14 protein-coding genes are annotated in these 20,731 nt (G+C 65.4%); 12 read left to right on the forward strand and 2 right to left on the reverse strand.

Going from position 1 to position 20,731, the window contains the following annotated elements:
* Window positions 1-146: 146 nt before the first annotated feature.
* Window positions 147-2,636, forward strand: a complete 2,490-nt coding sequence (locus OA2633_RS08310) for a zinc-dependent metalloprotease (protein WP_009802081.1) — start codon at window positions 147-149, stop codon at window positions 2,634-2,636.
* A 9-nt stretch (window positions 2,637-2,645) separates the two neighbouring features.
* Here OA2633_RS08310 and OA2633_RS08315 read toward each other — a convergent pair whose 3' ends face one another.
* Window positions 2,646-3,566 carry a LysR substrate-binding domain-containing protein gene (locus OA2633_RS08315; protein WP_040613315.1) on the reverse strand — a complete coding sequence of 307 codons (921 nt, stop codon included), beginning with the start codon at window positions 3,564-3,566 and terminating at the stop codon, window positions 2,646-2,648.
* Window positions 3,567-3,649: 83 nt separating this feature from the next.
* Between OA2633_RS08315 and OA2633_RS08320 the strand changes: the two genes are divergently transcribed.
* The 11 genes from OA2633_RS08320 (at window position 3,650) to OA2633_RS08370 (ending at window position 19,263) form a co-directional block, all read left to right on the forward strand.
* A complete protein-coding gene (locus tag OA2633_RS08320; protein WP_156776194.1) occupies window positions 3,650-5,668 on the forward strand; it encodes a tetratricopeptide repeat-containing sulfotransferase family protein in 2,019 nt (672 codons plus the stop codon).
* A 117-nt stretch (window positions 5,669-5,785) separates the two neighbouring features.
* A complete protein-coding gene (locus OA2633_RS08325) occupies window positions 5,786-8,089 on the forward strand; it encodes a TonB-dependent receptor (protein WP_009802084.1) in 2,304 nt (767 codons plus the stop codon).
* A gap of 26 nt (window positions 8,090-8,115) precedes the next feature.
* A complete protein-coding gene (locus tag OA2633_RS08330) occupies window positions 8,116-8,922 on the forward strand; it encodes an SDR family oxidoreductase (RefSeq protein ID WP_009802085.1) in 807 nt (268 codons plus the stop codon).
* A 7-nt stretch (window positions 8,923-8,929) separates the two neighbouring features.
* Window positions 8,930-9,928, forward strand: coding sequence for an NADPH:quinone reductase (locus tag OA2633_RS08335; RefSeq protein WP_009802086.1), 999 nt, complete (start codon window positions 8,930-8,932; stop codon window positions 9,926-9,928).
* Window positions 9,929-9,932: 4 nt separating this feature from the next.
* Window positions 9,933-11,468 (forward strand): carboxylesterase/lipase family protein, encoded by a 1,536-nt coding sequence (locus tag OA2633_RS08340; RefSeq protein WP_009802087.1) that lies wholly within the window; start codon window positions 9,933-9,935, stop codon window positions 11,466-11,468.
* Window positions 11,465-13,018, forward strand: a complete 1,554-nt coding sequence (locus tag OA2633_RS08345; RefSeq protein WP_206740497.1) for a BCCT family transporter — start codon at window positions 11,465-11,467, stop codon at window positions 13,016-13,018. Before OA2633_RS08340 ends, OA2633_RS08345 begins: the two co-directional genes overlap by 4 nt.
* A 4-nt stretch (window positions 13,019-13,022) precedes the next feature.
* On the forward strand, window positions 13,023-13,964 hold the full coding sequence (locus OA2633_RS08350; RefSeq protein ID WP_009802089.1) for a 3-keto-5-aminohexanoate cleavage protein: 942 nt from the start codon (window positions 13,023-13,025) through the stop codon (window positions 13,962-13,964).
* The gene (locus OA2633_RS08355; RefSeq protein WP_009802090.1) at window positions 13,961-14,395 is read left to right on the forward strand and encodes a thioesterase family protein; all 435 of its coding nucleotides are present in this window, start codon (window positions 13,961-13,963) and stop codon (window positions 14,393-14,395) included. Before OA2633_RS08350 ends, OA2633_RS08355 begins: the two co-directional genes overlap by 4 nt.
* Before the next feature lie 71 nt (window positions 14,396-14,466).
* On the forward strand, window positions 14,467-14,769 hold the full coding sequence (locus OA2633_RS08360) for a hypothetical protein (protein ID WP_009802091.1): 303 nt from the start codon (window positions 14,467-14,469) through the stop codon (window positions 14,767-14,769).
* A 71-nt stretch (window positions 14,770-14,840) separates the two neighbouring features.
* On the forward strand, window positions 14,841-16,133 hold the full coding sequence (locus OA2633_RS08365; protein ID WP_009802092.1) for an MFS transporter: 1,293 nt from the start codon (window positions 14,841-14,843) through the stop codon (window positions 16,131-16,133).
* 139 nt (window positions 16,134-16,272) lie between these two features.
* A complete protein-coding gene (locus OA2633_RS08370) occupies window positions 16,273-19,263 on the forward strand; it encodes a TAXI family TRAP transporter solute-binding subunit (protein ID WP_009802093.1) in 2,991 nt (996 codons plus the stop codon).
* Here OA2633_RS08370 and OA2633_RS08375 read toward each other — a convergent pair.
* Window positions 19,260-20,720 (reverse strand): DASS family sodium-coupled anion symporter, encoded by a 1,461-nt coding sequence (locus tag OA2633_RS08375; protein WP_009802094.1) that lies wholly within the window; start codon window positions 20,718-20,720, stop codon window positions 19,260-19,262. The two genes, OA2633_RS08370 and OA2633_RS08375, sit on opposite strands and share 4 nt — an antisense overlap.
* Window positions 20,721-20,731 lie beyond the last annotated feature (11 nt).

A 20,731-nucleotide genomic window follows, 5' to 3' on the forward strand; every position in this document is an offset into this window, starting at 1 on the left:
GGGCGGACCCGGCGCTCAACGCAAATCAGAACGGGTCGCTGAAGCGTCATAAAACCAGACCTGTGCCCGACCGCCCCTGTTCAAACCGGACCGCTCTGGCTAGCCTTTGTTCCAAGAGCGTGAGATGCGCCAAGGGGAGCAAGACCATGAAAAACCTGATCACCGGCGCGCTGGCGCTGTGCCTGAGCCTGTCCGGCGCACAGGCGCTGGCCCAGGATACGCCGAGCTTTACCGAGAGCGTTGAGGGGCTGAACCGCCAGGACGGGCTGATCGCGCTCTACCCTGACGCCGCCAAGGGCCGGGTGCTGGCGGCGCTCTCCCCTCAGGACGACGGCACGCTGGGCCGGATGATCTACACTGCGCGCCTGACCTCGGGTCTGGGCTCCAACCCGGTGGGGCTGGATCGAGGGCTGGGCAGCGACACGTATATTCTGCGCTTCTCGCGCGTGGGCGACGCCGTCTTCGCGGAATTTGAAAACACCCGTTACGCGGCGCTTGGCGCAGGCTCGGACGAGCAGGCGGCGACGGCGCAATCCTTCGCCCGCTCCGTCATCTGGCGCACCGAGATCGTGTCCGAAAGCGCCAATGGCGAGGTGCTGATCGACCTGTCAGGCTTTCTCAAGCGCGATCCCATTGATGCGGCGGGTTATCTCGACAATGCCGGTCAGGGTGCCTTCTCGGTCAATGCCGAGCGTAGCGCGCCGCTGGCCGAAAGCGTCCTGACATTTCCCGAAAACGTGGAGATTGATGCGCTTCTCACCCTCACCGCCAACAATCCCGGCGCAGAGGTGCGCGCCACCGCACCCTATGCCGAGGCGGTGACGCTGACGGTGCATCACTCCTTTATCGCCCTGCCCGAGGACGGGTATGAAACCCGTGCGTCGGACCCGCGCAGCGGCGCCTTCGAGATGACCCGATATGACATGGCGACCCCGCTCGACGCCCCGCTCGAGCGCGGCTTCGCCCAGCGCCACAGGCTGGAACGGGTCGATCCGTCCGCCGCTTCCGGCCCGGTCGTCGAGCCCATCATCTATTACGTGGATCGCGGCGCGCCCGAGCTGATCCAGCAGGCCCTGATCGAGGGCGGGAACTGGTGGGCGGAGGCCTTTGAAGCGGCCGGCTTTGAAGACGCCTATCGCGTCGAGCTCCTGCCCGAGGGCGTGCACCCGCTCGATTCGCGCTACAATGTCATCCAGTGGGTGCATCGCCAGACCCGCGGCTGGTCCTATGGCGGTTCGGTAGTCGATCCGCGCACGGGGGAAATCCTCAAAGGCCATGTGATCCTGGGCAGCCAGCGCGTGCGTCAGGACCGGCGCATCTTTGAAGGCCTGATGGGTGTCGAGCATACCGGCACGGGCGCGCAGGATGACCCGCTGGAGCTGGCGCTGGCGCGGGTGCGGCAACTGTCGGCGCACGAGATCGGCCATACGCTGGGCCTGATGCACAATTTCGCCGCCAGCACCAATGACCGCGCCTCGGTGATGGACTATCCCGCTCCGCTGATCCGCTTTGACGACGCGACCGGCTTTGACGCCTCGGACGCCTATGATGTGGGCATTGGCGAGTGGGACATCGCCAGCATCTCCTGGCTCTATTCACAGTATGAGGACAATGCGTCCGAACAGGCCGGGCTCGCCAACATCCTCGAGCAGGCGCGTGAGGACGGCCTTCTCTACATTTCCGACCGTCATGCGCGCGGCAATGCGTCGGGTCACCCGTTCGCCAATCTGTGGGATAATGGCGCGGACCCGGTTGAGGCGCTCAATGACACGCTGGTCGTGCGCGAAGCGGCGCTCGCGCGCTTTGGAACCGATGTGATGGCGCAGGGCCTGCCGCTCAGCGAGATCCGCAATGTCTTCCCGCCCATCTATCTCTATCACCGCTATCAGGTGGAGGCCGCCGCCAAGGCGCTCGGCGGAGTGGTCTTCGCCTATGAGGTCAATGGCCCCGATGTGAACGGCGTCACCGACTTTGACCCTGCCCGCCAGCGCGAAGCGCTGAACGCTCTGGCCGCAACACTGGAGCCGTCCATTCTCGACATTCCAGACCAGACGCTGCGGCTTCTGACGCCCTCGCCCTTTAGCGATTACGACCCGATCGCCCGCCGCGAACAGTTTGAAAGCGACCAGTATCCCGCCTTCAGCCGCGCCAATGCGGCCGCTGCGGCAGGCCGGATCACGCTCGACGCCATGCTGAACCCCGCCCGTCTGGCGCGGATGGAGGAGCAGAGCGCCCGCCATCAGAACGGTTTGGCGCCGGCTGAGGTCCTTGAACGGATCGAGGCCGTGCTGTTTGACGCGCCACGCGATGAAACCGCACGCCTGACGCCCATCCGCCAGGCCTTGCAGGCCGAATATGTGGGCCAGCTCCTGTCCACTGCCGCCAGCTCCACGCCCAGCGCCGCACGGCTGACGCGCCATCGGCTGACAACCCTGCAATCGGAGCTTTCCGGCCGCCGCGCGCTCGTGCGTCCTGATCAGGCCGCGGCCCTGTCCGCGATGATCTCGGCGGGGCTGGCCGCGATTGACGAGGGCCGCACGGTCTCGACGCCAAACACGGACATCCCCCCCGGCAGCCCGATCGGCGCCGATGGCTGCTTCCATTGTGACAGCGGCGCGCGGCTGGGTCTGAACTGAAGGACAGGCTCAGGCGGCAGGGGAGAGCGGAACCAGGCTGGGATCCCGTGACAGCTCTTCCAGCAGCCAGGTCTCGAAGGCCGCGACCTTGTCGAGCCCGCGCTTGGCGTAAGGCGTGGCGAAGTACCAGTTCCCCGGCAAGGCGGTGCGGCGTTCGGGGAACAGCTCCACGAGCGCGCCCGTCTCCAGCTCGGCGTGGGCGAAGGGTTCGATCGCCAGCGCCACCCCCATGCCGCCAACCGCGGCGTTGAGGGCCAGGTCATAGCTGTCAAACAGGCCTTCGCCCGCCGGGCTGATGCCGGACAGGCCGGTTGCGGTGAGCCAGGTCGACCAGTCGTCCGCAGACGGATAAACCTGTAACAGGGGATGCCCGCGCAGGTCCGAGGGCTGGCTGATGGGGCCGTAACGCTCGAGATAGTCCGGGCTCGCAACCGGAAAGACGTGCGAATTGAACAGGGGGCGGTACGCCACCTGGGGGTCCTGCGGGTGACCGATCATGATGCAGGCGTCCACGGCGTCGGTGCTGAAGTCCACATCGCTCTGGGATGTCACCAGCCGGATCGGCTTCTGCCCGGTCGCCCGGCTGTAGGAGGCGAGCCGCGGCACCAGCCAGCGAATTGCAAAGGTGGAATAGGTTTGCAGGGTCAGACACTGACCCGTGTCGGACAGCAACTCCTCGGTCGCTTCCAGCAGCCGCTCCATGCCCCGGGTCACGCCGAAGGCATAGCGCTCGCCCTGGGCGGTCAGCGTGACGCCCGTGCGATTGCGCTGCATCAACCGGCAATTGAGCTCGGTCTCCAGACGCCGGATCTGGTGACTGATCGCGGAGGAGGAGACATTGAGTTCGGCCGCCGCCGCCTTGAAGCTGCGCAGACGCACCACCGCTTCAAAGGCGCGGAGCGAGGCGAGAGGCGGCAGACGTCTTTGCATGAAGCTCAGCACTTTGACTTGAAAAACGGAACGATAGTCAGGCTTGATGGCGGCGTGCGTCAAACACAAACATCGGAGCCGCCATGACTGACCCGCGCTCACGCCCCGCCCCGTCCCTTGCCGGGCGGAGAGGTCGAGAACTGGCGATCTGGGTGGAGCGTGAACCGGATGCCGCTCTCACCGCCGCACGCGAGGCGCGGGCCAAGGGGTCTGTCGACCCGCTCCCGCTTCATGTGGAGACCGAGGCCACGCGCAGGCTCGGGCGCCCGGCAGACGCTCTGAACCTGGCCCGCAAAGCCCTCAGACAGTTTCCCGGGCATCCCGGACTGACGCTCGAAGCCGCGCGTTCAGAAGCGGCGACCGGTCAGCTGGACGCCGCCATCGCCCGGATGGAAGCCCTGGCCAGGGCGCGGCCAGACTTTCCGCCGGCCTGGCGCACCCTGGCCGAGCTGCGCGAACGCGCGGGCGACGCCGAGGGGGCGCTTGAAGCGGCCAAGCAGCAAGCGGCCAGCGCCGCCCAGTCTCCCGAATTGCTCGAGGCCGCGCGCCTGATCCAGGACGGCAAGCTGGGCCGCGCCGAGGCGCTCCTGCGACCTTATGTGAAGGCTCATCCCACCGATGTGTCCGGCATTCGGCTGCTGGCTGACGTCGCCTTGCGACTGGGCGTCTTCGAGGATTCCCGCAAACTCCTGGAGCGGGCGCTGGAATTGGCGCCGGATTTCCACATGGCCCGGCATGACTACGCCAATTGCCTGATCAAGCTTCAGCGCTTTGAAGAGGCCGAAACGCAGCTCGACCGCCTAGAGCGCGCCGAGCCGGACCGTCCCAGCCACGCCATCCTCAAGGCGCTTCTGCGCGTGCGGACCGGCCATCATCAGGAGGCGTGCGAGATCTATGCCCGCATCCTCAAGGACAATCCGGATCAGGCGCGCATCCAGCTCAGCTATGGCCACGCCCTGAAGACCATCGGCCAGCGCGAGGACGCCGTTGCCGCCTATCGCGCCGCCATCACGGCCGAGCCCACGCTGGGGGAGGCCTATTGGAGCCTCGCCAACCTGAAGACCGTCAAGTTCGACGCGCGCGATATCGCCCGCATGAAGGAGGCGCTCGGAACAGACGGGATCAGCGTGTCCGACCGGTACCATCTGCAATTCGCCCTGGGGAAAGCGCTCGAGGACAGCCAGGCCTTTGAGGACGCCTTCAGCGCCTACGAGACCGGCAACGCCCTGCGCCGCAAGACCGTGCTCTATGACGCCGACCGGACCTCCGCCGAGACCGATCTGGTGACCGCCTTCTTCAGCCGCGACTTCTTCGAGGCGCGCCAGGGATGGGGCGATCCCGCGCCGGATCCGATCTTCATACTGGGCCTGCCGCGCTCGGGCTCCACCCTGCTGGAGCAGATCCTCGCCAGTCACCCGCAGATCGACGGCACGTTCGAACTGCCCGACATCATCTCCATCGCCCGGCGCCTGTCCGGCAAGAAGCGGCGCACGGACGCCTCGTCCTATCCGGACATGCTCGCCGAACTTGATCCGGACGCCGTGCGCGCCCTGGGGGCGGAATATCTCGAGCGCACCCGGGTTCACCGCGGAGATGCGCCCTATTTCATCGACAAGATGCCCAACAACTGCATGAATGTGGGGCTGATCCGCCTGATCCTGCCAAACGCGAAGATCATCGACGCCCGGCGCCATCCGCTGGCCTGCGGCTTCTCCAACTTCAAGCAGCTCTTCGCGCGGGGTCAGAATTTCAGCTATGACCTGACCGAGATCGGTCGCTATTACAGCGATTATCTCAAGGTGATGCGCGCGTTTGACGAGGCCCAGCCCGGCGCGGCCCTGCGTGTGATCTATGAGGACATGGTTGCGGACTTCGAGCCGCAAGTGCGTCGCCTGCTCGACTATGTCGGCGTGGAGTTTCACCCCGATTGCGTGAACTTCCATTCAACAGACCGCGCCGTCCGCACCGCCAGCTCCGAACAGGTCCGCCAGCCCATTTACCAAAGCGGAACAACGCAATGGCTCAACTTTGAGCCTTTTCTGTCGCCCTTGAAAACCCTCCTTGAAGCCGAGCTGGGGGAGGACCGGAATTGGGATAGATGAATTTTCGTCATCTATCGTCGAATATTTTCCGGTCGGCCCGGAGGCGGCCCTTCCCTTAAGCTTCCGCCCAAAGTGCGCATTACGCGACGCACGTTCAGATCGAGGGAAGGACGCATCATGGCTGGATTCAAGGACAATACGGGCCGACGCAAGACCCCGTCTCGCGCCGCCTTTCTGATGACCACCACCTGCGCAGCGGCGCTCTGCCTGCCCGGCGCAGCGCTGGCCCAGGACGCGCCCTCGGCGCCGCGGCAGATCGAGACGATCACCGTCACCGCCCAGAAGCGCGAGGAGAGCCTGCAGGACGTGGCGCTCAGCGTTCAGGTCCTGGACAACACCTTCCTCGATCAGCAGCAGGTCACCGATTTCGAAGAATACGCCCAGCTCCTGCCGAGCGTGTCGTTCAACTCGGTCGGCCCCGGCTCGGCCCAGATCTATATCCGCGGCATTTCCGATGGCGGCGACGGCAACGCCTCGGGCTCCCAGCCCAGCGTCGGTCTCTATCTGGACGATCAGCCGGTCACCGCCATCGGCCGCAATCTCGATGTCCACATCTATGACGTCTCCCGCATCGAGGTGCTGGGCGGCCCGCAGGGCACGCTCTATGGCGCGAACTCGCAGGCGGGCACGCTGCGCATCATCACCAATGCGCCCGATGCCAGCGGCTTCGAGGCCGGGTATGACCTGACGACAGAAACCGTCAATGAAGGCGGTGTGGGCTACACCGCAGAGGGCTTTGTGAACCTGCCGCTGGGCGATCGCGCGGCGCTGCGACTTGTCGGCTGGCATGACCAGTCGGCGGGCTATATCGACAATGTCGCGGCGACGAAGACCTTCTCACGGTCGGGCATCACCGTCGACAATGCCCCTTATGTGGAAGAGGACTTCAACGAGGAAACCACGAGCGGCGCGCGCGCCGCGCTGCAGATCGATCTGGATGACAACTGGACGCTGACCGCCCGCGCCCTGCACCAGACCCAGGAAACCGAAGGCGTCTGGGATCATGACCCCGAGGATGTGGGCGATCTGGAAGTCGAGCGTTTCTTCAATGATCGCTCCGAAGACACCTTCACCCAGCTGGGCGCCACCGTTGAGGGCCGCATTGCGGGCATGGACGTGACCTATTCGGGCTCCTTCCTCGATCGCGAGGTGGAGTATGACAACGATTACTCCGAATACGCTGAATACTCGTCCTATATCGACTATTACACCTGTTACTACGCTTACGATTCCGCAGCCGGCGCCTATGATTTCTACGCCTGCGAGGATCCGCGCATCCAGTATCAGGACCGCAGCCAGTATACCCGCGACAGCCATGAATTCCGTCTTGCGACGCCTCAGGAAAACCGCCTGCGCCTGATCGCGGGCGTGTTCTATCAGCGCGCCGAGCACGACTTTGACTTCGACTGGAACATCCCGACCATCAAGCCGGGCATGGCGGTGGATGGCGAGCAGGCCTATTTCACCACCAATCAGGTGCGAGAGGATACCGAGGCCGCCCTCTTCGGCGAGCTGTCCTATGATCTCACCGACACCCTGACCGCGACCGTCGGCGCGCGGGTGTTTGATACCGACAGCTCCATTGAAGGCTTTGTCGGCACCGTGTTCAGCGGCAGTCCCGACGTGGATGTCGAGCAATCGGAATCGGGCAGCCTGTATAAGGTCAATCTGACCTGGCAACCCAGCTCTGACCGACTGTTCTACGCCACAGTCTCCGAAGGCTTCCGGCCAGGCGGCGTGAACCGCGCGTCCACCTCCAACATTCCGGGGACGTACGATTCAGACCTCATCACCAATTACGAGTTCGGCTGGAAGACGACACTGGCGGACGGCGTATTGCGCTTCAACGGCGCCGCCTTCCTGATGGAATGGGAGGACGTCCAGTTCACCCGCTTCGATCCGTCTGAATCCCCGCTGGGTCTGACCCAGAACGCGGGCGCAGCGCAAGTGCTGGGCCTTGAAGCGGACATCAGCTGGCTCGCCACCGACAATCTCACCCTGACCGGAGCGATGACGGTGCTGCAGGCCGAGCTGAGCGAGGACTTCAGCCAGAACATCAATGCGACGACGCCAGATGCGCCCGATGGGACCGAGCTGCCCTATATCCCCTCGGTCAAGGGCTATCTGAATGCGCGATACGAATTCGCCTGGCGCGACTTTGACGCCTTCTGGAATGTGCGCGGATCATATGTGGGCAAATCCTACAACGATCTGTTCATCGCCAATCGCTCCGAGCAGGAGGCCTACGCCCTGCTGGGCGCCTCGGCGGGGCTGGGCCGGGACAACTGGACCGTCACCGCCTATGTGCGCAACCTGACCGACGAGCGGGCAGAGCTCTATCGCAACGCCACCGATTTCGACAGTCGCATCACGACCAACCAGCCGCGCACCTTCGGCGTCAGCCTGTCCCAGCGCTTCTAGTCCGACAGGCCGTTTGAGGATCGAACATGACCCCAGAGTCCAAGGCGGCGGCGAGCTCCGCCGCTCCGGTCGCCCTTGTCACCGCTGGCGCTGCAGGCGTCGGCCGCGCCATCGCGAAAGCCTATCGCGAGGCGGGGTGGGCCGTGCATGTCTGTGACGTGGACGAAAAGGCGCTGGCTGACTTTCTCGACGCCTATCCCAGCTGCGGCGCCACGCGCGCCGATGTCTCGGACGCCAGGGCCGCCCATCGTGTCGTCAGTGAAGTGCTGGAATATCATGGCCGTCTGGACGCCTTGGTGAACAATGCCGGCATTGCCGGGCCGACGGGCCCTGTGGAGGATCTGGATGCGGACGGCTTCCGTCAGTGTCTGGATGTGAACCTTGTGGGCGCCTTCAATTTCACCCGGCATGCCGCCCGCGCCATGAAGGCGGCGGGCCGGGGCGCCATCATCAATATCGCCTCGAACGCCGCCCTGTTCGGCTTCCCCTATCGCGCCCCCTATGCGGCGGCGAAGTGGGGGATGATCGGCCTGACCAAGACGCTCGCCATGGAGCTGGGTCCCTTTGGCGTCCGGGTCAACGCCATCTGCCCGGGCTCTGTGGAGGGGCCGCGCATCGAAAGCGTGATCGCCCGGGAAGCCTCGAGCCGCGGGGTCAGCCCCGATGAGGTGCGCCGCACCTACGAAAGCCAGTCCTCGATGCAGACCTTCATCCGCGCCGAGGATGTCGCCAATATGTGCGTCTATCTCAGCTCCAAGGGCGGCGAACGCATTTCCGGCCAGTCCATCGCCATCGATGGACACACGGAATCCCTGTCCTTCCCGGTCAAATGAGGCGGCCATGAAAGCCATCTATTTCGAGAGCTTCGGCAAGGCTGAAGAGACGCTGATCCTGGGCGAGACGCCTGTGGCCGAGCCCGGTCAGGGCGAGGTGCGCGTGAAGATCGCGACGAGCGGGGTGAACCCGTCCGACGTCAAGAAACGCATGGGGTCTTTCCCGCATCTGCTGGACAACGGTTATGTCATTCCGCATTCGGACGGCGCCGGCGTCATCGAGGCGGTGGGCGAAGGCGTGGATCCGGCCCGCATCGGCCAGAAGGTCTGGGTCTATCAGGCCCAGCACGGTCGCCGTTTCGGCACCGCGGCCGAATATGTGGTGATTGACGAACGCCGCGCGCCCGCCCTGCCCGACGGCGCCAGCTTCGAGACCGGGGCGATCTACGGCATCCCCGTCATGACGGCCCATCGCTGCGTCTTCGCCGAAGGCGATCCCTTCGGCAAGACCCTTCTCGTGACCGGCGGCGCGGGCCGGGTCGGCCATTACGCCATCCAGTGGGCCAGCCGCGCCGGCGCAAGGGTCATCGCCACCGCCAGCAATCCCGATGACGAGAAGGCGTGCCTGGAGGCCGGCGCCGCCCATGTGGTCAATCACCGTCAGGACGGCTGGGGCGCAGACGTGCTGAAGGCGACGGGCGGAGAGAAAGTGGATCAGGTCGTCGAAGTGGAGTTCGGCGCCAATCTTCCTCAAGTGCTCGACTGTCTTCGGATCGGCGGAACGATCTGCACCTATTCCTCCGCCCAGGACATGACCCCCACCCTGCCGTTTTACCGCATGATGTTCATGGACCTCACCGTGCGCATGGTGATCGTCTACGAAATGCCGGAAGAGGCGAAAGCCCAGGCCATCGCCGATATCGCGCGGGTCGAAGCGGAACCCCAAGGCGGGCTGATCCACCGGATCGCGGAAACCCATGCGCTGGCCAATTGCGCCAACGCTCATGCCGCAGTGGAGGCCGGCGATCGTCGCGGCGCGGTGATCGTGAAGGTTCAGGAGGTCTGATCGGTTGAAGGTTCGAAGTCTCATCACGGGGGCGGCGTGCGCCCTTCTGGCCCTGAGCGCTTGCGGCAGCGAGACGCCGGAGCCCCCGCGTGCAGAGACCCTGTCCGGCCCCTTGGTCGGGCTGAGCCTGGACGATCATCCCGATGGCGGCGTGTTCAGGGGCGTGCCCTTCGCCACACCGCCTGTGGGCGCTCTTCGCTGGCATGCGCCTCACCCCGTCGAGGCCTGGAGCGTGGAGCGCCCCGCTCAATCCTTCGCCCCGGCCTGCATGCAGACCCGGTCCATCGTGGACTGGTATGGCGATATCGCCGAAGCCTTCGGCCAGTCTCGCGCGGTTGCGCCCGAACCTGAGGGCGTCAGCGAGGACTGTCTGTATCTCAATGTCTGGACGCCCGATCTGAGCCCTGACGAACCGGCCCCGGTCATGGTCTACATTCATGGCGGCAGCTATACGGGCGGCTGGTCCTATGAGCCCAATTACCACGGCGACGCCTTCGCGGATCAGGGCATTGTTCTGGTCTCCATCGCCTATCGTCTGGGCGCTTTCGGCTATATTGCTCCGGATACAGACAATGCGACCGCCAATGCAGGATTGCATGACCAGATCGCCGCGCTGGAGTGGGTGCAGGCGAACATCGGCCGGTTTGGCGGCGACTCTGACCAGGTGACGATCTTTGGCGAGAGCGCAGGGGCCGCTGCGGTGGGCGCGCTTCTGGCGTCTCCGGCGGCGGAAGGCCTGTTTCATCGCGCGATCAGCCAGAGCGGCGGCTTTGAATTTGATGCGGATCGACCGGCGCAAACGGCTCACGACGCCTTTGACCAGCTTGCGAACGCGTTGAACGACGATCCCTATGACGCGTCCGCTGACGCCATCCTCGACACCGCTGCGGATGTCCTGTCCGGCTATGATTACGGCCCGGTCCATGGCCCTGATGAACTGCCTGTGTCGCCGCGTTCGGCTCTGGAATCGGGCACGCTCAACCCCGTACCCCTGATGATCGGGACCAATCGCGATGAGTGGCGCATGTATGTGGACGCCGCTGCGTTGGAACAGAGCCTTGAGGGCTGGCGCGCGCAACTCGGCGACGCGCGTGTTGACCGCCTGCTCACCGAAGAGGGCTCTGCGCTTGGCGCGCTCGACCGTCTGGACACCGCCCGCTGGATGCGCTGTCCGGGGCAGGCGCTGGCGCGCGGGGCATCGGCTCAGGGCGCTCCCGTTTTTCTCTACCGCCTGGAACGCGCCCGCGAGGACGCGCCGGATTCGCTGCGCGTCTATCATGGCGCAGAGCTGCCCTATGTCTTTGATACTCATGACGCCTGGCTGCCCACAGTCGAGGCGGACCGGGCGCTGACCCGCGCCATGCACGAAAGCTGGGCCCGCTTCGCCCGGACCGGCAACCCGAACCCGGTCACATCGGATCTCGACTGGCCGGAATTTGGCGCGACCGGCGCGCTTCTGGTCTGGGATCAACCGATTTCAACCGGCGCGCCGATGGATGAAGAGCTATGCCCGCTTCTGGGCTGGGAGACGACGCCTTGACCCTGCCCGCCCGTACAGACTGGATCGCGTTCACGGTGAGCGCCGGCCTTGTGGGACTGGTGTGCCTCGGACTGGTCATCAACCCGGACGCCGGGGCGGTCCTGCTGCCCCAGATCTATGACTTCGTCGCGGAAAAGATCGGACCGCTCTATCTCGCCCTGGGCGTCGTCCTGATCGGTTTCCTTTTCTGGCTGGCGCTCAGCCGCTATGGCCAAGTGCGTCTGGGCGGGCAGGAGGCTGTCGAGGAGTTCAATACGCTGGGCTGGGCGGCCATGCTGTTCTGCGCCGGCATTGGCGCAGGCCTGATGTACTGGGCCGCGATCGAATGGGCGTACTATTTCCAGACCCCGCCCTTCGGCCTGCCCCAGGGCACGCCCGAAGCGATTGAATGGGCCTCGGCCTATGGCCTGTTTCACTGGGGCCCCTCGGCTTGGGCCTTCTATTGCCTGCCGACGCTCGCGATCGGCTACGCCTATCACAATCGCGGCGTGCCCTTCCTGCGCCTGAGCACAGGCTGTGCAGGCGTGCCCGGCTTTGGCGCGCACCAGCCGCTGGGCCGGATCGTGGACACGATCTTCATGGTCAGCCTTCTGGGCGGCGCGGGTACATCGCTCGGCTTCTCCACCCCGATGATCGCCGCGCTCGCCGCGCGCATCATGGGCGTGGCTCCCAGCTTCGGCCTCGAGGTCGCGACGCTGGTGATCACCATGGTGCTCTTCGCGCTGAGCGCGGCGGCGGGGCTGCGCAAGGGCATCCAGCGCCTCAGCGACCTCAATGTCGGTCTGATCTTCGCGTTCCTGTTGCTGGTCTTCATCGCCGGGCCCACCGGGCTCTTCATCGAGGCGGGCATCACCGGCTATGGCCTTGTGGCGCAGAACTTCATTCGCCTGAACACCTGGGCGGAGCCCTTCGGCGACACGCGTTTCGTCATCGACTGGACGATCTTCTACTGGGCCTGGTGGATCGCCTATGGCCCGGTGGTGGGCCTGTTCGTGGCGCGCATCTCGCGCGGTCGCACCATCCGGCAGGTGATCTTCGGCATGATCGGCTATGGCACGCTGGGCGCGGGCCTGTTCTTCGTCATTCTGGGCAATTACGGCCTGAACCTGCAGCTGACCGGCGCGGTGGATGTGGTCGAACAGCTCAATGCCGACGGCGGCGCCCAGGCCATTGTCGCGATCATGGACGCCCTGCCGCTTGATGTCTGGGCGATGGGCCTGTTCGCTGTCGCCGCCGTGGTGTTCTCGGCCACCACCTATGACAGCGCCTCCTACATTCTGGCGTCGAGCGCAACCCAATCCTTGCCCGCCGGGCAGGACCCCGCCCTGTGGCAGCGCCTGTTCTGGGCCGCCATGCTGGGCGCGCTGCCGGTGACCTTGCTGTTCGTGGGCGGCTTGCGCGTGGTGCAGACCGCCGCCCTGATCGCCTCCGCCCCGGTCGTGCTGATCGGCCTCGTGATGGCGCGATCGCTGATGACCCAGCTGTCCGAAGACTTCTCTTCCCCCGGGAGCGCCCCTGACGGCGATCCTGATCCGCAACCGATGGAGTGACGACGTGACCGCCCAAGATCAAAAGCTCAACCGCAATGTGATCCTGACCTGCGCCGTAACCGGCTCGGGCGACACCGCCGGCAAGACGCCCCATGTGCCCGTCACCCCCGCCGAGATCGCCAAGGCCTCCATAGAGGCGGCGAAAGCGGGCGCCGCCATCGCCCACATCCATGTGCGCGATCCGCACACCGGCGCGCCCAGCCGCGACCCCGAACTGTTCAAGGAAGTGGTGGACCGCATCCGCGAACACGATACCGATGTGATCATCAACCTGACCACCGGCATGGGCGGCGATCTGTTCCTGGGCCCAGATGACAATCCCACCGACTTTGACCGCACCGATACCGATTGCGTGGGTCAGGTGGAGCGCATGCAGCATGTGGAAATGCTGCTGCCAGAGATCTGCTCGCTCGATTGCGGCTCGTTCAATTATAACGTCCCCAACTATGTCTATGTCTCCTCCATCGGCATGCTGCGCATCGGCGCGGAACGGCTTCAGAAGATCGGCGTGAAACCCGAGCTGGAGGTCTTTGATCTCGGTCATATCTGGTTCGCCAAGCAGTTGATGGCGGAAGGCCTTCTCGAAGAGCCGCCGCTCTTCCAGCTGTGCATGGGCGTGAAATGGGGCGCTGAAGGGCTGACCCGGAACATGCAGGCCATGGTCGACAATCTGCCCGAGGGCGCGAACTGGGCCGCCTTTGGTCTTGGCGCCAACGAAATGCCCATGGCCGCACAGGCGGCGCTGATGGGCGGGCATGTGCGCGTCGGGCTTGAGGACAATCTCTATCTCGCCAAGGGCAAGCCCGCCACCAACGCCCAGCTCGTTGAACGCGCCCGCTCCATTGTCGAGATGATGGGCGCCAGCATCCAGACGCCCGAAGAGGCGCGCCAGACGCTGGGCCTGCGCAAGCTTGAAGAGATGAAGAAGCTGCGAGCGGCGGCATGATCGCGCCGTTTCGCGCCGTCGCCCATCCCTGGCTGTGCGATGTGATGGGGCATCTGACGACACGCGATTACATGGCGATGTTCGATGACGCCTCCTATCACGCGCTCAATGCGGTGTTCGGATGGTCCGGTTCGGACGCCGAAGCCGGCGGGACCGGCTTTGTCGATGTGCGTCACGAGATCGATTATGTGGCCGAAGTGCGCGCGGGCGACCTTCTGGAGATCCGCGCCCGACTCGATCGTCTCGGCGGCAAGTCCGTCACCTTCGTCTATGACATGATCATTCTGGGCCGGGAGGATCGCGCGGCGCGCCTGACGGCGGTCTCGGTCTGCTTTGACACGCAGGCGCGCAAGGCCGTCGCCCTGCCGGAGGACTGGCGGAGCCGCGCCCGAACCTTCGAGGGATCGAGCCCAGGTGAGGGCCAGTCTTAGCCCTTGCCCGGACCAACAAACCACACGCACAGTGCCACGGGTTCCTCGTGTGACGACTGAAAGGGCGCGCCATGCCATATCCGACCCTCGCCCTGACGGGCGCACTCGTCCTGATGCTGGGCGCCTGCACGACGCCTTCACAGCCGGCGCCCTTCGTCTTCCCGGCCTCCGTGGGCGCCTTCGGCGACGGATACCCCGTCTCCGGCGCCCCGTGCCGGCGGCTTGGAGAGACCGCCGCCACCGGCAATTATCTTGATCATACCGCCGACCTCGCGGGCTGCCCGGATCGCCCCTCGGCCATGGCGCTGGGCGGACGCATCGTCGATCAGATAGACGGCGTCTGGCTCGTTTCGGTTCCGAACGGGAAACCCTGACGCCCTGGCGTGATTAACACCCGGACCCGGGCTGCGGCACACGCGCGGTTCAGTGGCGAAGGAGTGCAGCGATGAGCCTCACCGACCCCTCCGGCGAACGCAGCCTTCTTCAGGCCGTCCTGCAGCTCTGGGCGCTGTTGCTGGGGATTGCGCTGCTCCTGGCCGGCAATGGCCTGCAAGGCACGCTGCTGGGCGTGGTGGCGGAAGATTCAGGCTTCTCCTCGGCTCTGACCGGTCTTGTCATGACCGCCTATTTCGCGGGCTTTTTCGCAGGCTCCGCCAGCGCCGAGCGCCTGATCGGCCGGGTCGGACATGTGCGGACCTTCGCCGCTCTCGCCTCGCTGGGGTCCATCGCCATTCTGATCCACGGCATGATCATCGACCCCTGGGTCTGGGCCGGCATGCGCTTTCTGACAGGGTTCAGCTTCGCCGGGCTCTATGTGGTGGCGGAAAGCTGGCTGAACCGGGAAAGCTCCAACGCCTATCGCGGCGCGCTGCTGGCCATCTACATGATCATCACCCATGGCAGCCTCGCCATCGGCCAGGGGCTTCTGAACATCGCCTCCACCACCAGCCTGACGCTCTACGCCCTCTCCTCGATCATCATCTCCGGCGCGCTGGTGCCGATCCTGCTCAGCTCCGCCCCCCAGCCGCACTTCACGCTGGAAATCGAGCGCCTGACCCTGCGCAAGCTGTTCTCGATCTCGCCCCTGGGACTGACCGGCAGCTTCAGCGCCGGCGTCGCGAACGGGATCATCCTGGGGATGGGCGCGGTGTATGCGCGTCGTCTGGGCCTTGAGGTGGGCGGCGTCTCCATCTTCATGGCGGCGACCCTAGTGGGGGGCGCCGCGCTGCAATGGCCGATCGGGCGCCTGTCTGACGCCTGGGACCGCAGGATCGTGATCGCCGGCGTGGCCGCTGCGGCCGCGGTGATTGCGGCCCTGTTGCCGATGGCTGCGCAGCAGGGCCTGATGACCCTGACGCTGGCGGGGTTCTTTGCGGGCGGGCTGACCATGACGCTCTATCCGCTGTCGATGGCGCACACCCATGACTGGCTCGAAGTCGATCAGATGACCCCGGCCTCGAGCGCCCTTGTCATGGTCTATGGCGGCGGCGCTATGCTGGGGCCGATGGGCACGGGCCTCCTGATGGGGGCGCTCGGCACGAACGGCTTCGCCTGGTACCTCGTCGGCCTGTGTCTGGCGCTGAGCGCCTACGCGGTCTACCGCATCACCCGACGCCAGGCGCCGGATAGCACCGAGGATTACCTTCTGGCCCCCGCCGCCATGTCAGCAGGCGAATACTGGGCCGAGACCGCGGTCGAGGAAGCGGGCGAATCCGAGACCGACGCCTCCGCCCCATGACCCGCTCCGTCCGCGGACGGGTTCACCTTCTGGTCGTATCCGATATAACTGAACCGGAATGCGCCAGGCGCGCCGGGGGTCCATTTGGACATCCAGCCCCCATATGCCAGCGCGACCAAGCGGCTGGGGGGCCGGGCACATGCGGGCGATTGTCTGTCTCATTGCGTTTTGGCTGATGGGCGCCGCCGCGTCGGCGCAAGGCGCGGACTGCCTCGGAGCGGGCGAAACAGGCGGGCGCTATCATGCGTTCGCCGAGCGCCTGACGGAACTGGCGGACGGGGTGGAGCTGTGCACCACCGACACCGCAGGCAGCGTCGAGAATCTGGACGGCCTGCGCACGAGCCGTTTCGATTTCGCGCTCGCCCAGAACGATCTGGCCTATCACCATTTCTACGGCAATCACGGCTTCCCGCGCTGGCGGGAATTTTCCGCCGTCGCCCCCCTGTTCCCCGAATATGTGCAGGTCTTCGTGCGCAACGCCGCCGAGGCTCCGACCTTGCTGGGCGATCTCAGGGGCCTCTCCGTCAATCTGGGGCAGACCGGCTCGGGCAGCTATTACAATGCGCGCGAAGTGATGGATGCGGCGGGTCTGCGGGAAGGCATCGACTATCGCGCCCGCAATCTGGGACTGGGCGAGGCCTTTGCTGCGCTCGAGAACGGCGAGATCGACGCCCTGTTCGTGACCGCCGCCGCCAATCTCGAGTTCGACCCCCAGCGCGTCAGACGACTGGCCCTGCCGCCCATGGTGGTGTCCGAGCTGTCCGCGGGCCGCCCCTATTACGAAAGCGGCTTTCTGCAGATCAACGGCGCTCCGGCCGCCGCCCTCGCCGTACGCGCCTATCTGTTCACCCGGTCCGACGCCACCGCAGGCCGCGTGGCGCAACTGAGCGCGGCCCTGATCGCGAACTGGGATACGCTGTCCTCGGAATTTGACGGCCTGTTGGCGCCGGACCAGTTCCTCTTGCGCGCCTCCCTGCCGGTGCACCGGAGCGCGCGGGGCTCTCTGGTGGACGCCGGCCACGCCAACCCGCAACCGCAATACTGGATGTGGATGTTGATCTGGGCGGCTCTGCTGGCGATCAGCTTCATCGCCGTCACGTTCGAGACAACCTATGACCGCACCGGGGTGAAGCGGGAACGACGCGGGCGCTTCGCCTTCATCCAGGTGGCGCTGGACTGGTGGGCGCGCCCCAGCCCCTGGATCATCGGGTTGAGCCTGTTCGCGCTTCTGTTGCTGACCGCGCTTCTGACCCTGCGCTCGGCGGAGACGGCCCACGCCCAGGCCTATCAGCTGGACAATCCCTTCGCCGACCTGACCCTGTCGGAAGGCTTCATCTGGATGCTGACCTTCGTGGCCAGCGGCTTCACCGAGAACAACGCCTATCCGCTCAGCACCATCGGCCGCGTGCTCGTGGCCATTCTCGCCTTTATCGGCGTCGGCGGCCCGATCGCTGCGATCATCATCATCGTCAACATGTGGGGTCGACGCCGCTCCGAGCGCATCGCCGGCCTGATGCCGGCCAGGTTCAGCAATCACGTTCTGGTTTGCGGCTGGAACGAACATCTGGACGGGGTGGTCTACGCGCTGACCGGCAATGACGCCGAGCACGCCAAGAAGGTCTGTATTGTTGCGGAGTCGGGAGACGCATCGCCGCTGGCGACCCATCATTTCGACCAGAACAAGGTCAGCTTCAGACGCGGGGACAGCGCGGACCGGGACACGCTGGAGAAAGCCGGCGCCCGGGAGGCCGGGCACGCCATCATCCTGGCCGATTACGATCGACGCTCGAGCCAGAATATCGGCGCGATCCTGACCGCGATGAACCTCAAACGGCTCAATCCCGACATTCATATCTCGGCCGAGCTCGCCTTTTCCCAGAATGCGGATCATTTCGCGGCCTTCGGCTGCGCGACCCTGATCACGCCCGACATCTTCGTCGCCAAGGCCGCCGCGCTGAGCACAATCCATCCCAACATGATCGACTACCTGCTCGAAGTGCTGACCTATGACGCCTTTGACGAGCTCTATTCCATCCGGTTCGAGGAATTGTGCGCGCAGAACCCGGACATTTCACTGGGCATGACCAATAGCGACCTGGAAAGCGCGCTCTGGTCGTGCGGCGCAAACCTGGTGGGGCTGGTGTGCAGCGAGCTGCGCCGCGAGGCGGTGTATGACGCCGAGGTGGTGGATGGCGGCCCCATCATCTCGCTTACCCGCGCGGAGGGCTATGCCTACACGCCCAAGCCCGATGACCGCATCATCTACGCCGCGGCCCGGCGCAAGAGCGTGATGCGCACGCGCGACCTGAACGAGGTGCGCGACGCCGAACCCATCCCGCGCGACCGGTTCCAGCTCCAGCGCAGTGAAGGCGCACGCATCCTTCTGTATGCGTCTCGCGCCCACCTTGAACGTCTGGAAGCCAATCTTCGGGTCTTCCACCAGAACCCGACCATCCACGCCATCACCATCGAGGACACGCCCTTCCTCACATCGGAAACCCTGAACGAGCAGCTGCCCGCCAGTCTCGAATTCGATCACGTGATCCTGCTCGCCGACGCCGCCAAGAAGCGCGACGCAACAAGTTCGGCAGAGGTGCGGGCCGTGGACGCCTCCACGCTCCTGGCGACCAAGCTGATCGCCGAGCATGCGAACCGGCGCGGCTGGCCGTGCAAGATCATCGCCGAAGTGCTCGACCGGGAAGACCGGGACGCCTTCCTGACCGAAGGGGCTGGCGCCCATGTGGTGATCCCCAGCACGACGCTGGTCGAACGCTTCCTCGTGAAAGACGTGTTCGACGGCAACGCCATGCTCGATTTCCTGATTGCGGTCATGAACATGCGTGACGGAACGCATCTGTACATGCACACCCTCGAGCCTGGGGATCCGCTGATCGGACACAGCTATGCCAGCCTGATCCGGACCCGGCATGCCGGCCTTCACCTTGTGGGCTGGCTGCCCGTGACCAAGCGCGAGGAGCTGCGGAACCGGGCCGGGGATTTCGCCTTCCACTTCCGCACCGCCTATGACGAACGCATCGAGCAGAAGACCCTGCAGGCCGGAGACCTTCTGGTCTTCACGGCCTGCCTGCGCATCTGGGATGGCGACCCCGACCCGGTCGAGAGCGCCTAGAACACGATCGGGGCCAGCAATAGCGCCACGAGGCTCAGCACCGCCACGGCGATGATGTTGAGCACCAGGCCGGCCCGCGCCATTGCGGGGATCGCCACCAGCCCCGAACTGAACACCACGGCGTTGGGCGGCGTGGCGACGGGCAGCATGAAGGCGCAGCTGGCCGCCAGCGTCACCGGGATCACATAGACCAGCGGATCCTGTCCGGTCTCGACCCCGATGGCGGCGATCACCGGCAGGAAGGTGGCGGTGGTGGCGAGATTGCTGGTCAGTTCGGTGATGAAGATGACCAGTGCGGTCGCCGCAACCACCAGCAGGATGGCGTTGACAGCCCCGATGCCCACCAGTTGCTGACCGATCCACAGGGCCAGCCCGGAGCTGGTCACGGCGGCGGCCAGCGCCAGCCCGCCGCCGAACAGCGCCAGCACGCCCCAGGGCAGCTTGCCCATGGCGTCCCAGGTCATCAGCGCCTGGCCTTTCTTGCCCGAAGGGATGAGGAAGGCGGCGACCGCCGCAGCCATGGCGACGCCCGTATCCGTCAGCTCCCCCAGGATCGACAGATTGCTCAGCCAGCCGCGCGACAGCCAGCCGAGCACCAGAAATCCGAACAGCAAGGCGGTGCGGACCTCGGCCTTGCTCATCCGGCCCAGCCCCTCGCGCATGGCCCGGATATGGTTCATGGCCTCTTCGGACGCCTTGAAATCGATCGGGTAGATGAACCGCGTCAGCACCAGCCAGGCGAGCGGCAGCATGACCAGCGAGACCGGCAGACCCACGAGCATCCAGCGCGCGAAATCCATGTGGACATCGTAATTGTCCGCCATGAAGCCGACCATGAAGGCGTTGGGCGGCGTGCCCACCAGCGTCGCCAGACCGCCCAGCGTCGCGCCATACGCCAAGCCCAGCAGCAGGGAGACGCCGAAATTCTGGCGCTGTTTCGGCGCCAGACCGGGCATGGTCTCGCTAATGACGGTATAGACCGAGACGGCGATGGGCAGGAGCATCAGGGTTGTGGAGGTGTTGGAGATCCACATGCTGACAAAGGCCGCAGACGCCATGAACCCAGCCACCAGCGCCCGCGCATCCGCGCCCGCGAATGCGAACACGCCCAGCGCGATGCGTCGGTGAAGACCGCAGCGTTCAATCGCCAGCGCCACCACGAAACCGCCGAAGAACAGATAGATGATCGGGTGTGCGTAGGGCGCGGCGATGTCGCGCATGGGCACGACGTCCAGCAGGGGCAGGACGACCAGCGGCAGGAAGGCGGTGACCGCAACCGGAATGGCTTCGGTCGCCCACCAGATCGCCATCCACAGCCCCAGCGCGGCCACGATCACGCCCGCGCGCGACAGGCCCTCCGGTTCGAACGTCAGAAACAGGATCAAGGCGGCGATCGGGCCCGCAATCAGTCCGATCCGCTGGTATAGCGCCTGTCCGGCGTCATCTTGTGCAGTCATGGTCGGTCGGC

Origin of the sequence: Oceanicaulis sp. HTCC2633 (assembly GCF_000152745.1) — a bacterium.
Classification (GTDB): domain Bacteria; phylum Pseudomonadota; class Alphaproteobacteria; order Caulobacterales; family Maricaulaceae; genus Oceanicaulis.

Excerpts from the sequence above, each read along its gene's own strand:
- OA2633_RS08360 (WP_009802091.1), top strand. The coding sequence starts at position 14,467 with ATGCCATATCCGACCCTCGCCCTGACGGGCGCACTCGTCCTGATGCTG.
- OA2633_RS08335 (WP_009802086.1), top strand. The coding sequence starts at position 8,930 with ATGAAAGCCATCTATTTCGAGAGCTTCGGCAAGGCTGAAGAGACGCTG.
- OA2633_RS08375 (WP_009802094.1), bottom strand. The coding sequence starts at position 20,720 with ATGACTGCACAAGATGACGCCGGACAGGCGCTATACCAGCGGATCGGA.
- OA2633_RS08370 (WP_009802093.1), top strand. The coding sequence starts at position 16,273 with ATGCGGGCGATTGTCTGTCTCATTGCGTTTTGGCTGATGGGCGCCGCC.
- OA2633_RS08365 (WP_009802092.1), top strand. The coding sequence starts at position 14,841 with ATGAGCCTCACCGACCCCTCCGGCGAACGCAGCCTTCTTCAGGCCGTC.
- OA2633_RS08325 (WP_009802084.1), top strand. The coding sequence starts at position 5,786 with ATGGCTGGATTCAAGGACAATACGGGCCGACGCAAGACCCCGTCTCGC.
- OA2633_RS08355 (WP_009802090.1), top strand. The coding sequence starts at position 13,961 with ATGATCGCGCCGTTTCGCGCCGTCGCCCATCCCTGGCTGTGCGATGTG.
- OA2633_RS08330 (WP_009802085.1), top strand. The coding sequence starts at position 8,116 with ATGACCCCAGAGTCCAAGGCGGCGGCGAGCTCCGCCGCTCCGGTCGCC.
- OA2633_RS08310 (WP_009802081.1), top strand. The coding sequence starts at position 147 with ATGAAAAACCTGATCACCGGCGCGCTGGCGCTGTGCCTGAGCCTGTCC.
- OA2633_RS08315 (WP_040613315.1), bottom strand. The coding sequence starts at position 3,566 with ATGCAAAGACGTCTGCCGCCTCTCGCCTCGCTCCGCGCCTTTGAAGCG.
- OA2633_RS08320 (WP_156776194.1), top strand. The coding sequence starts at position 3,650 with ATGACTGACCCGCGCTCACGCCCCGCCCCGTCCCTTGCCGGGCGGAGA.